The organism is Dubosiella muris, assembly GCF_004793885.1.
GTDB classification, from domain to species: Bacteria; Bacillota_I; Bacilli_A; order Erysipelotrichales; family Erysipelotrichaceae; genus Dubosiella; species Dubosiella muris.
This window is the reverse complement of the sequence record NZ_SRYG01000007.1, coordinates 93,753-105,600: the sequence shown is the minus strand read 5'-3', so window position 1 is coordinate 105,600 and position 11,848 is coordinate 93,753. Positions and strand designations below refer to the sequence as shown.

Here is an 11,848-nt window from a genome sequence, read left to right as displayed (position 1 = left end):
TGCACAAAAAAACGGAAGGATCATAAATTTTCCTTCCGTTCAATGGATTCCGTAATAAACTTCTTGTAAGAACCCTTCCTTTGTCAACGGTCTTTTCTTTTAGGGCAGGTGAATGGGTTCGGGCCGGTGCGGCGTCGTCAGGACCGGCTTGGCAAAATAGACGAGAATGCCCAGTCGAACCAGATCCAGCAAGCCAAACAAAACAATGGCGCGAAGCGGATAAAGATCAGAGGCCCAGTAGCCGTACAAACGGCTTCCTGTCCAAATCAAAAGCAGCGCTTCGACCGCCAGACAGCCCCAGACGATGGTTTTGGAACGCGGCTGATCGTAATACAAGTAAAAGACGGGAATCGTCCAAATAAACGCCGAGAAAATACAAAGCATGAACATTTCCCGGACCGCGAACACTTGCTGCAAATCGAAACTGGCGAAAAAGCTGGAAAACAGCGTGCACAAAATCGGAAACACAATCAACTCGCCATACACGCAAAGCCCCAGGCGGAACGCCATTTGCGGATAGGTGAGAGGCTCTTTGACTTCCTCTTCCACTTCCTCCTCGACGATTTCCTGAACCGGCGCAACGCCAGGCGTCGACGCGGTCGTGGTTTGGTCGAAAACGAGTTTTCGCTCCTTAGGCGCGGCGGCCATGAATTTTTGCTCGATTTCCTCGGACAAAATATGGTCGTAGAAAATCCGGCAATACGGATTGTGGTGGAAATACATGCCGATTCGAAACAAGATGAGTGCCTCGACAAACAGGAGGGCGAGGCAGGTGCCCAGCGTCAAAAACTGCGACAGGTTTTGAAGCAAGGCGTGAATGGGCACGTAAAACAAGGCCAGATTGGCCAGGTAGGCGAACCAGTAAACGATCCGGGTCCATTTTTGACCGGTCGCCAGCAAGCCGAAAGCGATCAAAAAGATCAGGACTTGCGCCAGCGCGAGGCCCAAATACACGTAGGCGAAGCCGGTGTTCGCGAAAAAGTCGAGTGTTAAAACGTAGTAAGTCATCACGTCGTAGGCGCAAATGAAAATAAAGTAAAAGATCAAATGCGCGAGGACGCGGTTTTTTGATTTATTCAAGATCATTGCATCGTTCATGAAAAAAATTATACCACGAATGGAGAAATCTGGAAAAGATGGACCGCGCTTTTTTCGCGTAGAAGGAAAAAATGTCCGGTTGAAACCGGATTTGTCGTGTGAACGGATGGTCTTTCTTGATTTGTGGTCGTCGATTCGATAAAATTTTTATGAAAAGAGGATAAGCAACATGATGAATATGAAAGCAGAAATCGAACGCGTCGTGGAAGAGTCGGGTCTGGCTTCCTCCATGAAATCGGGCTCTTTGGAAGTGCTGGCGACGCCGCAAATGGTGGCCTGGATGGAAGAGGCGGCCTGCCTTTGTTTGAAACTGGACGAGGACATCACAAGTGTCGGCACCAAAATCGACGTTTCCCATGTCAAGGCTTCGCCGCTGGGCGCGACGATTCGAATCGTGGCCACGATTACCAACGTGGAAAACGACAAGAAATTTTCCTTCTGGGTGCAGGCGTTCCAGGGGGACGATTTGATTGGAGAAGGCTCGCATGAGCGGGTGCTGGTCAACGCGGAAAAATTTGTCAACCGCACGTACCATTTCAACAAATAAAAGAAAACCAGTTCGCGATTGAACTGGTTTTTCCTGTTTTACTGCGCTGGATCCTGAAGACCTGGAAGAATCGTTTCCAAAATCTCCATATCGCCGTTGCCGGCCCAAATCATATAGCCGTCATACCCGGCGTCCTGAATGCCGTCGATTTGCGCCCGCATTCCCTGGGCGTCCACGTTGTAGCCTTGAACCCAGGTTCGATAGCGGGCCGGATATTCTAGATTGTCGAGCTGGGTCTTCGTGATTGACGAAAACTTGTACAGCGTTTCCTGCGGCGCGCTCATCGGATCGGCGATTCCCATCGCCCCGTACGAGAAATGGTCGAGATAAGGCATCGGCGAAACGACATCCACCACGTTGGCCAGAGCGGGCAGAAACTGCCCGATATCCTGGTCGTCTTTGGACACGACCGGCCACGCGAACACGTCCGCGCCGACGTAGACATGCTGGTCGGCCAGCAGCGTGTGGGCGTACGAGAGGAAGCCCTGAAGAGCCGCCACTTTGCTTTCGTCGTACTTGTTGTGAAAGTCGCCCGTCCCGTCCAGAGAATTTTGCAGCGTGCCATCCGGGAACCGCACATAGTCGAACTGGATCTCGTTGACAAACGGCGCGATTTCCATGGCGAGCGCCACGTTGTAGCGCCACGCTTTGCGCGAGAAAGCCGAAGGCCAGTAGTAGCCGTCGTGCATGATCAGATTGCCGCTTTGGTCGGTGTACGCCTCTTTTGGATTTTGTTTGGCGAATACCGGATCCTTGAATGTGACGATGCGGGCGATCATATAATACCCGGCGTCCTCGAAGCGGGTGAACAGCGCGTCCAGCTGTTCAAGCGATACGGAATCATCGACGGCCTCCTGCGGATTTTTCAAAAACTTTTTCGCCACTTGCGAATCGTAGAAAATCGTTCCATCGTCGTTTTTGATTTCTACCACGAACGCATTGATCGCGCTTTTGTCTTTCAGCTTTAACAGCTCCTGCTCATGGTTGATGAGATTCGAAAGCGAAACGTGATAGGCGTTCACGACATCCGGCATGACGTTGTCCTCGTATTGCTGCTTGATCATCGGCTTGTAGTCGATCTGGTCGATATAGGCGTCTTTGGAATAACCGCTGCCGTAATATTCGTCCCAGTACGTTAAATATTGAATGTTGGATCCATAGTTTTTATCCGCCAGCGCTTTTTGCGATTCCACATAAGCGCCGGGGACCCAATACGTTTTGTCATTTTTGGTGACTTCATACCACTTTACTACCCCCGTAGAAACATCCAGATCGTCCGGACTTACAGACACGACTTCCAATTGTTCCCCTTTGTCAGCGACAGCATCCGTAAGCTCTCCATCTTTTTGGTCGAATAAATTGATCATCCGTCGAGGATATACATATTCTGTATCGACGCATTCCGTTAATGAAGTGGCCAGATTCGCATTATCGACCGCGAAGATCGCCCCGTCGTATTCGACTTTCGAAGTCGTGTCGCTGGATTCCTGAAGCTGGACCTTGGTCCCGCGCGGCAAGGAAATGGTTTTCGAAGCCGCTTCGCCATGGTCGAAGGATAAAAGGGACACGTTCAAAACCGAATCGTTCGTTTTAATATACCGCGAAGGGTGGACGACTGAATTTAAGAACGGAATAAAATACGTGAATGATGCATAAATGAGCAGGATGACGCAATCCGCGACCAGCACAAGATGAACGATCCGTTTTACGCGTTCGTTCATATTTATCACCAGTTTAAGTGTACCATATTTATTAAAAAAGACAAATCTCAGAAAAAAACCGGAAATTTGTCTATAAATCATATACATCGAAACGATTAAACACGTTTTTTTGTTTTTTCTAAAAGTAAATCTCTCTAAAACGATATAAGTTTTTATTTATGTTTTAAAAAGAAGCGGCTAATTGCGGCCCCGGTTGCGCTTCCGCAGCCATCCAACAGCACATCGCGCAGCTGGGCGCTTCGGCCCGGCACGAACGACTGGTGGAACTCGTCCAGCGCCGCAAAAAGGACGCAAAACGCCACCACCCAAAAAAAGGATTTCGGCCGGGAGCCAAACGATTGCAGCAAACAGAAGCCAAGCAAGGCGTAAATCGTAAAATGCGCGCCCTTGCGGACAAGAAACTGCGCCCCATCCTCGCCAATCCATTTCGCTAGCCAGCGGGCGAACCAGAAACTAACGGACGACGACTCGTCGCCAGGTTGCGATGAAAACAAAAAGATCGCGAGCATCAACCCCAGCGACAAGGCGAGGAACACACGCTGAGAGCGCGTCATCGCTGCCATGACAACAGCCTCTTCGTCTGCTCGTACTGCTCGGATTCAAACCGGTACGAAGCGAGGACGAAATGATTTGGAAACTGGCGGGACATATTGAGGTCGTCCACGACGACATAGCGCTTCACGTCGTGCTCGTCGATGTATTCCCGAATGACTTGATAGCGGGGCAGTCCCGGTCGGGTCGCGCCAATCATGTAGGCGCCCAAGTCAAAAATGTTGATGATCGCCCGAAGCTGCTCCTCGTTGTAAAACAAACGCCACGAACTCGTGATGACCAGCTTGGCGTCGTAAGCCTGGCAAAGCATGCGAATCAAACCGCAGCTTTCCGGGTCGAAATGGTGAAAGATCTGGTTGACCAGTGTATCCGGAAGCCGGCCGATGCCGGGATCGTTTTTCGCTTTCACAAGGCGCTCCTTTAAAAAAGGATCCGGCTCGTAGGGCGAAAACATTTTTTTTGGCGCCAGGACGCCGTCGATATCTAAAAAAATAATGGCTTTCATAATTAAATCCTTTTTGTTCTTGTTTTCATCATACACCACATTCATGAGGTTGCAAACTTGAAATCAGGAGAAGTTCAAGCTAAAATTTTGTCTAAAAGCCCATTTTCTAGTAAAATGAGGAAAGAATTATAATAAGGTGGAATTGTGATGAAAAAAATCTTATTCTGGCTCAACAGGCAATCGCCCGCCCGCCTGCTTTCCATGGGATTCGCCGCGGTGATTTTGATTGGGGCGCTGGTACTCATGCTGCCGTTTTCGCACAAGGCGGGAACGCCGGTTCGCTTTATCGACGCGCTATTCGTTTCGACAAGCGCCGTCTGCGTGACGGGACTGACGACAGTGCCGGTCGGCGACACGTTCACGCCCATCGGATACACGGTGATCGCGATTTTGATTCAAATCGGCGGTTTGGGCGTCGCGACGGTCGGGGTGTTGTTTACGTTGCTGATTGGACGAAAAATCGGCTTGAAGACCCGGCAGCTCGTCGTGGAGGCCATGAACTTTTCGGGATACGGCGGGTTGATACAGACGGTCAAGTTTTTTTTAAAGCTGACATTTATCGTGGAAGCCGTCGGCGCCGTGCTGTCCACACTCGTTTTTTTGCCGGACTACAACGTTCCAACCGCGATCGGGTACGGCATGTTCCATTCCGTTTCGGCTTTTAACAACGCGGGCTTCGATATTTTAGGCGGATTCGACTCGCTGCTCAATTACGCCGACAATGTGCCGATGAATTTGATTACGACCGCGCTGGTCATCATTGGCGGCTTCGGCTTTTTGGCTATATTCGATTTGATCCAAAACCGGTTTGTCTGGAAACCGCTGCGCCTCAACACAAAAGTCGTCACGGTCATGACGGTGACTTTGCTTGTCGGCGGAACGATTTTGCTGAAGCTCACATCCGGACAAACGTGGCTGGAAGCGTGGTTTCAAAGCGTAATCGCCCGTACCGCGGGATTCAACACGTATCCGCTCGCCAATTTTTCCCAGGCGGCGATCCTGATTTTTTGCATCCTGATGTTTATCGGCGCTTCGCCTGGATCGACGGGTGGCGGAATCAAGACGACGACGTTTTTCATGGTCGCGTTCAAAGCGATTTCCAGCACGGTTCAAAACAACCGCGACGAGATTTTTCACCGCAAAATTCCGCGGCTGATTTTTCAAAAAGCGCTGACCGTTATGTTTTTTGGCTTGGCGGTCGTCTTTGTCGGCACGTTCCTGCTGCTCGTTTTCGAGCCGGATGTGCGGTTGTACGAGGCGCTGGTCGAAGTGACTTCGGCGTTCGCCACCGTCGGCTCGACCGTCGGCATCACGCCCCATTTGTGCACGGCGAGCAAGATCACGCTCATCCTTTGCATGTTTATCGGCCGGCTCGGTCCGGTAACGATCGCCACGTTGTGGGTGCTGAAAGGATTTAACGAGGCTTCCTATACCGAGGAAGGCGTCATGATAGGATAAACAAGGAGAATGGAAATTATGTCTAGAAAATCGAAAGAACCGGCGACGTACGCCATTATCGGCGTCGGACGCTTTGGCAGCGCGCTGGCGACGACGCTCGCTTTGGCCGGCCATCAAATCATTATTTGCGACCGCGACCCCGAAAGAGTCAAGGAGCTGCGCGATTTGACGCCGTACGCGTTTGTGGTGGAGCACATCACAAAAGAGGCGCTTGACGAGATTGGCGTGCGCAACTGCGAAGTCGGCATCGTTTGCATCGGCAACGCGATCGAATCGAGCATTTTGGCGACTTTGCACTTAATCAACCTGGGGGTTCCGCGCGTCATTGCCAAAGCGACGACCCGGGAGCAAGGGCAAATTTTGGAAAAGCTTGGCGCCGAAGTCGTCTATCCGGAGCACGATATGGGAATCCGGCTTGGAAAACGGCTGCTGTCCAACCATCTCATTGATTTTTTCTCGCTGAACGACGACACCGAGATTTATGAAATGATGGTTCCGGACAAGCTTGTCGGCAAGACGATCATCGAAACGGACTTGCGCGCCCGCTACGGGTTGAACATTATCGCCATCGAACACGGCGACCAGACCATCACGAACATTGATCCGGAGTACGTTTTTGAATTTGGCGACGGCATTGTCGTCATGGGACGAATCGAATCCATCGAGCGGTTTGAGAAAGAGTAGAAGAAACAAAATTCTTCGCTCTTTTTTTTGTTGAAGGACGGATTTCGCGAAGATGGTGATATAATCATTATGAATGCGCCGCGAGGCGCGTTCGCCATTCAATCGAACACTGCGCGAAAAACGCGTCAAAATATGAAAAGAAAATATCCGGGAGGTACTGCTATGAATGAAAACATCGTCCTTGTGACCGGCATGTCGGGAGCGGGGAAAAGCAGCGCGATGAACGCGCTCGAAGATTTAGGCTACTACTGCATTGACAACTTTCCCAAAGAGCTGCTTCCGAATTTGGAAGAGCTGCTGGAGAAAAAAAGCGCGAAATATAAATCCGTCGCCTTGTCGGTATCGGCAATCGACTATGTGTACTTTGTGAAATACTTCGACAACAACACGAATCGAATCCAAATCATCTTTTTGGACTGCAACGACGACGAGCTGCTTTTGCGCTACCGTTTTACCCGCCGCCAGCATCCGATGATCGCCTCGAACCGGGCGTCCACGCTGGAAGACGCCATTGAAATGGAACGCGACTACTTCGACCACTTGCAGGAAAACGCGCAAAACACGTTCCACGTCGACACGACGAAGCTGACGACCCAGGCGCTGGCCAACCGCATACGCCACCGGTTCCGGACCAACGAAAAGACGGAGTTCACCATTACGTTCCAGTCGTTTGGCTTCAAGCACGGCGTCCCGATGGATGCCGACGAGATCATCGACGTGCGGTTTTTGCCCAATCCGTTTTACGAGCCAAGCCTGCGTGATAAAACGGGCAACCAGGAGGAAGTGTACAACTATGTCATGACGGCGGACGAAACGCGGGAGTTCGTCAAAAAGCTGACGGACTATCTTGATTTCACGTTTGCCTCGTACGACCGTCAAAACAAGTCCCATATGATCGTCGCCATCGGCTGCACGGGCGGCCAGCATCGCTCGGTCAGCATTTGCAACTACTTGTTCGACCGCTACAAAGACACGTACCGCTGTTTTAAAAGCCACCGCGACATCGAGGACAACGCCGAAAGCGAAAGGAACGGTGATTTCCAATGAAAAATATCGTCGTGATCGGTGGAGGAACCGGGTTGTCCAGCATGATGATGGGAATGAAAAAAATCAAGGACGTCAATTTGACCGCCATCGTGACGGTCGCCGACGACGGCGGCAGCACGGGGCGCATCCGCGACGTGTACCATGTGCCGGCCATGGGCGATATCCGTCATGTGTTGTGCGCGATGTCGCTAGAGGAAAACGAGTCGCTGTTTACAGATTTGATGAATTATCGTTTCGAGGGCGAGGAGGATATCGGCGGACACAGTTTGGGCAATTTGATTTTTTTGGCGCTCATGGACACGACGGGTTCCTTTATGGGCGCCATCCAGTCGATTTCACGCATTTTGAACGTCAAAGGACAAATCCTGCCGAGCACCCTCGATGTGGTGACGCTGTACGCCTTGATGCAGGATGGAACGCTTGTGCGCGGTGAAAAGAACATTCCGACGGTCGCCAACCACATTGACAAGGTGTTTTACCAGCAAACGATCACGCCGTATCAAAAAGCGATCGACGCCATCGAGGAAGCCGATTTGATCATTTACGGCATCGGTTCGCTGTACACTTCGGTCATTCCGAATTTGATCATTCGCGAAATCTCGCAGGCGATCTACGAAAATCCGTGCCCGAAAATTTATTTTTGCAACGCGATGACCCAGCCGGGAGAAACGGACGGCTACACGCTGGAAGACCACATTCGGGCTTTGGAGAAGCACTCGTTTAAAAATCCGGTCGATATCGCCGTCTTCAACGAAAGCGTGATTCCGGATTTCGTCAAGGAAAACTACGGAAAGGAAGGCTCTTTTCCTGTTCGTCTAGGCAAGGAGAGCCATCCGTACGACATCATCAAACGCAATTTGATTTATTTGGATGAAAAGGGCCGGATCCGTCACAATCCGGACGCCGTGAAGCAAACGGTCGAAGAGATTTTGGAGCGTGTGTAATGTCGTTTACAAGTGATGTGAAAGGCGAGATCTGTCTGGACGCGCTCGACATATACGAGGCGAAGGCGCAGCTTTGCGCCCTCATGCAGGTGAAGGCGACGCTGCACATGAACTGGCAAGGAATGTACGTGGCGTTTCAAATGGAAAACGCGGGAATCATCAAGCACATTTACGGACTGGTCAAGCGGTTGTACCACGTCGAGGGACGACTGTCGGTGCTCAAAAAGATGCAGTTGAAAAAAAACAACATTTACCGACTGCAAATTTATGAGAAGGCGAGCGAGATTCTTGACGACTTGATGATTTTGAACGAAACGGGACTGCACAGCGCGCCACCGTATAAATGGACGCGTTCCGAAAAAAACGCCCGGGCGTATTTGCAGGGGTGCTTTTTGGCGAGCGGTTCGATCAACTCGCCCAAGACAACCAACTACCATTGCGAGATCACGACATCCAATGAACAGCTCGCGGCCGGCATCCAAAAGGTGATGGAACGCTTTTTTCTGCCGGCGCGTCTGATCGAGCGAAAAAACGTGTACGTCGTCTATATCAAGGCCGGCGACAAGATCGCGGATTTTTTGCGGCTTTGCAACGCGAGCAACGCGCTCTTCGCTTTTGAGGACAACCGGATCCAGCGCGACTTTTACAATCAGCTCACGCGTCTGGATAACTGCGAAGTCGCCAACGAGATGAAGACGTTTAAAGCCGCCAAAGAGCAAATCGAATGCATTCGCATATTGGAGGAAAACGCCGCCAAGCTGACGATTCCCGAAAAAATCACGCGGGTCATGGAGGTGCGCAAACGCCATCCGGAAGCAAGCGTCAACGAGTTGTGCGACGAAGTGTACAAGGAGTTTGGCGAGACGATTTCCAAATCGGGCATGAAGCACCGGCTTTCCAAGATCCGGACGCTGGCGGCGCCATGGAGGACAATGGATGAAAAAAAAGATTAGCTGGGCGCTGGGGCTGCTTTTGCTTTGGGGATGCGCCGCGCCGGTCGAGCTGCAAAAGCAGACGTTTACGATCGAATTGGGCAAAGACGTCTACGCCAATCCGGCTTTGTATGTCAAAGACGGCAAAAACTACCATACCGAGGATATGAGCGTCGTGTCGGTGTCGCGCGGCATCGCGAAAAAGGAAAACCGCTTTATCTCGTTAGGGAAGGAGTATCTCGTCGTCGGAGAATACGATTTTAAAATCAAAAACGGCTCGCAGGAAATCCCGTTCCGGATCAAGATCAAGGATACACAGCCGCCTACCTTGACGAACACGCCCAAGGAAACGAGTGTGGCGGCAGGATCCGTGATCGACTGGGACAGCGTGTTCGAGGCCAACGACTTGTCGGGCGTCAGCTACGAGGCGCCGCTGGGCATCACGGACGCGGTGGGGGAGCAGGACATTGTCGTGAAAATCACGGATCGTTACGGCAACAAGATCGAACAGCCGATCAAGGTGATCGTCCATGGATAGAAAGCTGACGATGACCAAAGGCGACCGCATCCTGATCGTCTGCATTATGCTTGTCGCGATTGGGTTGATCGTTCCGATCTTTTTTATGGCGCCCGACTCCACGGTCGCCGTCGTGCAAGTGAGAAACGAGGAGCAGCTGCGGATCAGTTTGCTCAAAGATGGCAAATATGCCGTGGATGGAACGCTTGGCAAAGTGCATATCGAGGTCAAAGACGGGGCGGTCCGGGTCGAACAGGAAAACTCGCCCCACCATTACTGTTCCCGGCAAGGATTTGTCGACAGTCCGAATACGCCGATCGTCTGCCTGCCAAACGAAACGGTCATTACGATTGAAGGGGAGCAGGCTGGAGAGGATGTGCAAATTCAATGAATGTGAAAAAGAGTGTCATTTTGGCGTTCTTGATCGCGCTGGGCATTATCTTTCAGCTGGTTGAAAGCTTTTTTCCCGTCGTGATGATCGTGCCGGGCTATAAAATCGGAATCGCCAACATCGTGGGACTGTTCGCGCTGTACGCGTATGGACCGAAAGATCTTTGCGTCGTGTGCCTGGGACGAATCTTTTTGGCCGCGCTGCTGCAAGGCACGCTGTTTTCTGTTTCGTTCGCGTTGTCGTTTACGGGTGGGATCCTGTCCATGCTGGCGATGATCGTGGCGTATCGTTTGCCGTGGTTTTCGATTTATGGTGTGAGCGTGCTGGGCGCCTGTTTTCACAACGTGGGGCAGGTGCTGGCGATCACGTTTGTTTACCAGCAGTATTTTATGCAGTTGTTTTTGCCGGTTTTGCTGGCGCTTTCGATTGTGGCGGGTCTATGTATCGCCTTGCTGGCGGGACAGATTTTGAGACGAATGAAAGGAAGGTTGATTCGATGAAACGATTTGAGCAAAAACCAACGGGCGTTTGCGCGACGAAGATGGTGTTTGAGATCGAAGGGGACCGTATTCATTCCATTGAAACGGTGAATGGATGCGAAGGTAGCTCGCGCGGGATTTGCGCTTTGGCGCACGGCATGCGCGTCGAGGAGTTTATCGAGCGCTGCGCGGGAATTGACTGCAAGAAGAAACGAACATCGTGCCCGGATCAAATGGCGAGAATTTTAAGCAGGTATCAAAATGGCGAATTCGATTGATCCATACTATTTTTCGTTGTGTCGCATCGAGCAGGAAGCCGAACACGAAATCAGCTTTTTGTCGTCGAGCTCACTCAAGCTCGACGTCTTGACGCAGGCGATGAGCTACGACCGGATTTCGGATAACGACTACTTGAAACTGCTGCAAATGAATTTTTACAAATACGACAAGATGGACCGGAAAAAGGCGAAGCGCTATTGCCTGATTAAAATGCAAATGCTTGTGGACGCCAAAAAGCATCCGTACAAGCGGGGCCGGTTTAAGGAAGTCAACTTCAACAATCCGCTGCGCGGCGACTTTCATTCGTTTTCCGAGCGGCGAAGCTCGCTGTTGCAAGGTATCGAGGCGGCGAAAATCAAGCGGTTTTTGTGGTTCGATGTCGCGTTGTATGTTTTGCTGCTGTCGCTCTTCGTGTATGGCTTGCATTTTTCGATTTTTGGCAGCGTGCTCCTTTCTTTGATGTTTTTCGCCAGTCTTTACGCCTACTTTTACTTCCGTGTGCTCGACGAGCAAGTCGCGGACGAGCTGGAACGGGATTTGGACTTGCTGGATCCGCTTATGCAGGAGTTGGAGGTAAGCCGGAAAAACAGCGCGGCAGTGCATTTGTTTGGCAAAACGAAAAAAGGACCGGAATCAAGCAATTTGTAAAAAATTTCACAAATTGGAAAAATGATGGTAAAATGGCTATGGTGAT

15 protein-coding genes are annotated in these 11,848 nt (G+C 51.1%); 11 read left to right on the top strand and 4 right to left on the bottom strand.

What is annotated here, in order from left to right:
* Nucleotides 1-99: 99 nt before the first annotated feature.
* Nucleotides 100-1,098, bottom strand: coding sequence for a hypothetical protein (locus E5336_RS04900; RefSeq protein ID WP_135979954.1), 999 nt, complete (start codon nucleotides 1,096-1,098; stop codon nucleotides 100-102).
* 169 nt (nucleotides 1,099-1,267) lie between these two features.
* Between E5336_RS04900 and E5336_RS04895 the strand changes: the two genes are divergently transcribed.
* Nucleotides 1,268-1,645, top strand: coding sequence for a thioesterase family protein (locus E5336_RS04895; RefSeq protein ID WP_135979953.1), 378 nt, complete (start codon nucleotides 1,268-1,270; stop codon nucleotides 1,643-1,645).
* A 38-nt stretch (nucleotides 1,646-1,683) separates the two neighbouring features.
* Here E5336_RS04895 and E5336_RS04890 read toward each other — a convergent pair whose 3' ends face one another.
* The 3 genes from E5336_RS04890 to E5336_RS04880 form a co-directional block, all read right to left on the bottom strand.
* Nucleotides 1,684-3,366, bottom strand: a complete 1,683-nt coding sequence (locus tag E5336_RS04890; protein WP_168353556.1) for a putative glycoside hydrolase — start codon at nucleotides 3,364-3,366, stop codon at nucleotides 1,684-1,686.
* A 152-nt stretch (nucleotides 3,367-3,518) separates the two neighbouring features.
* On the bottom strand, nucleotides 3,519-3,929 hold the full coding sequence (locus E5336_RS04885) for a VanZ family protein (RefSeq protein ID WP_135979951.1): 411 nt from the start codon (nucleotides 3,927-3,929) through the stop codon (nucleotides 3,519-3,521).
* On the bottom strand, nucleotides 3,917-4,423 hold the full coding sequence (locus E5336_RS04880) for an HAD domain-containing protein (protein ID WP_135979950.1): 507 nt from the start codon (nucleotides 4,421-4,423) through the stop codon (nucleotides 3,917-3,919). Before E5336_RS04880 ends, E5336_RS04885 begins: the two co-directional genes overlap by 13 nt.
* A gap of 147 nt (nucleotides 4,424-4,570) precedes the next feature.
* Between E5336_RS04880 and E5336_RS04875 the strand changes: the two genes are divergently transcribed.
* The 10 genes from E5336_RS04875 (at nucleotide 4,571) to E5336_RS04830 (ending at nucleotide 11,802) form a co-directional block, all read left to right on the top strand.
* Nucleotides 4,571-5,881 carry a TrkH family potassium uptake protein gene (locus E5336_RS04875; RefSeq protein ID WP_135979949.1) on the top strand — a complete coding sequence of 437 codons (1,311 nt, stop codon included), beginning with the start codon at nucleotides 4,571-4,573 and terminating at the stop codon, nucleotides 5,879-5,881.
* A gap of 18 nt (nucleotides 5,882-5,899) precedes the next feature.
* Complete coding sequence (locus tag E5336_RS04870; RefSeq protein WP_135979948.1) at nucleotides 5,900-6,565, top strand: potassium channel family protein; 666 nt, start codon at nucleotides 5,900-5,902, stop codon at nucleotides 6,563-6,565.
* Between the two features lie 162 nt (nucleotides 6,566-6,727).
* A complete protein-coding gene (gene rapZ, locus E5336_RS04865) occupies nucleotides 6,728-7,612 on the top strand; it encodes an RNase adapter RapZ (RefSeq protein WP_135979947.1) in 885 nt (294 codons plus the stop codon).
* On the top strand, nucleotides 7,609-8,556 hold the full coding sequence (locus tag E5336_RS04860) for a gluconeogenesis factor YvcK family protein (protein WP_135979946.1): 948 nt from the start codon (nucleotides 7,609-7,611) through the stop codon (nucleotides 8,554-8,556). The genes rapZ and E5336_RS04860 overlap by 4 nt, the downstream gene beginning before the upstream one ends.
* Nucleotides 8,556-9,509: a DNA-binding protein WhiA gene (gene whiA / locus E5336_RS04855; protein WP_135979945.1), complete on the top strand. Its 954-nt coding sequence runs from the start codon at nucleotides 8,556-8,558 to the stop codon at nucleotides 9,507-9,509. Before E5336_RS04860 ends, whiA begins: the two co-directional genes overlap by 1 nt.
* Nucleotides 9,493-10,026, top strand: a complete 534-nt coding sequence (locus E5336_RS04850; RefSeq protein ID WP_135979944.1) for a hypothetical protein — start codon at nucleotides 9,493-9,495, stop codon at nucleotides 10,024-10,026. Before whiA ends, E5336_RS04850 begins: the two co-directional genes overlap by 17 nt.
* Entirely contained in the window at nucleotides 10,019-10,396 is a 378-nt protein-coding gene (locus tag E5336_RS04845; protein WP_277820786.1) for a NusG domain II-containing protein, read from the top strand. Before E5336_RS04850 ends, E5336_RS04845 begins: the two co-directional genes overlap by 8 nt.
* Nucleotides 10,393-10,896, top strand: coding sequence for a Gx transporter family protein (locus E5336_RS04840; RefSeq protein WP_135979943.1), 504 nt, complete (start codon nucleotides 10,393-10,395; stop codon nucleotides 10,894-10,896). Before E5336_RS04845 ends, E5336_RS04840 begins: the two co-directional genes overlap by 4 nt.
* Nucleotides 10,893-11,153 (top strand): TIGR03905 family TSCPD domain-containing protein, encoded by a 261-nt coding sequence (locus E5336_RS04835; protein ID WP_135979942.1) that lies wholly within the window; start codon nucleotides 10,893-10,895, stop codon nucleotides 11,151-11,153. Before E5336_RS04840 ends, E5336_RS04835 begins: the two co-directional genes overlap by 4 nt.
* On the top strand, nucleotides 11,137-11,802 hold the full coding sequence (locus tag E5336_RS04830) for a hypothetical protein (protein WP_135979941.1): 666 nt from the start codon (nucleotides 11,137-11,139) through the stop codon (nucleotides 11,800-11,802). Before E5336_RS04835 ends, E5336_RS04830 begins: the two co-directional genes overlap by 17 nt.
* Nucleotides 11,803-11,848 lie beyond the last annotated feature (46 nt).

Excerpts from the sequence above, each read along its gene's own strand:
- E5336_RS04880 (WP_135979950.1), bottom strand. The coding sequence starts at position 4,423 with ATGAAAGCCATTATTTTTTTAGATATCGACGGCGTCCTGGCGCCAAAA.
- E5336_RS04835 (WP_135979942.1), top strand. The coding sequence starts at position 10,893 with ATGAAACGATTTGAGCAAAAACCAACGGGCGTTTGCGCGACGAAGATG.
- E5336_RS04870 (WP_135979948.1), top strand. The coding sequence starts at position 5,900 with ATGTCTAGAAAATCGAAAGAACCGGCGACGTACGCCATTATCGGCGTC.
- E5336_RS04830 (WP_135979941.1), top strand. The coding sequence starts at position 11,137 with ATGGCGAATTCGATTGATCCATACTATTTTTCGTTGTGTCGCATCGAG.
- E5336_RS04850 (WP_135979944.1), top strand. The coding sequence starts at position 9,493 with ATGAAAAAAAAGATTAGCTGGGCGCTGGGGCTGCTTTTGCTTTGGGGA.
- E5336_RS04875 (WP_135979949.1), top strand. The coding sequence starts at position 4,571 with ATGAAAAAAATCTTATTCTGGCTCAACAGGCAATCGCCCGCCCGCCTG.
- whiA (WP_135979945.1), top strand. The coding sequence starts at position 8,556 with ATGTCGTTTACAAGTGATGTGAAAGGCGAGATCTGTCTGGACGCGCTC.
- E5336_RS04900 (WP_135979954.1), bottom strand. The coding sequence starts at position 1,098 with ATGAACGATGCAATGATCTTGAATAAATCAAAAAACCGCGTCCTCGCG.
- rapZ (WP_135979947.1), top strand. The coding sequence starts at position 6,728 with ATGAATGAAAACATCGTCCTTGTGACCGGCATGTCGGGAGCGGGGAAA.
- E5336_RS04885 (WP_135979951.1), bottom strand. The coding sequence starts at position 3,929 with ATGGCAGCGATGACGCGCTCTCAGCGTGTGTTCCTCGCCTTGTCGCTG.
- E5336_RS04860 (WP_135979946.1), top strand. The coding sequence starts at position 7,609 with ATGAAAAATATCGTCGTGATCGGTGGAGGAACCGGGTTGTCCAGCATG.
- E5336_RS04845 (WP_277820786.1), top strand. The coding sequence starts at position 10,019 with ATGGATAGAAAGCTGACGATGACCAAAGGCGACCGCATCCTGATCGTC.
- E5336_RS04890 (WP_168353556.1), bottom strand. The coding sequence starts at position 3,366 with ATGAACGAACGCGTAAAACGGATCGTTCATCTTGTGCTGGTCGCGGAT.
- E5336_RS04840 (WP_135979943.1), top strand. The coding sequence starts at position 10,393 with ATGAATGTGAAAAAGAGTGTCATTTTGGCGTTCTTGATCGCGCTGGGC.
- E5336_RS04895 (WP_135979953.1), top strand. The coding sequence starts at position 1,268 with ATGATGAATATGAAAGCAGAAATCGAACGCGTCGTGGAAGAGTCGGGT.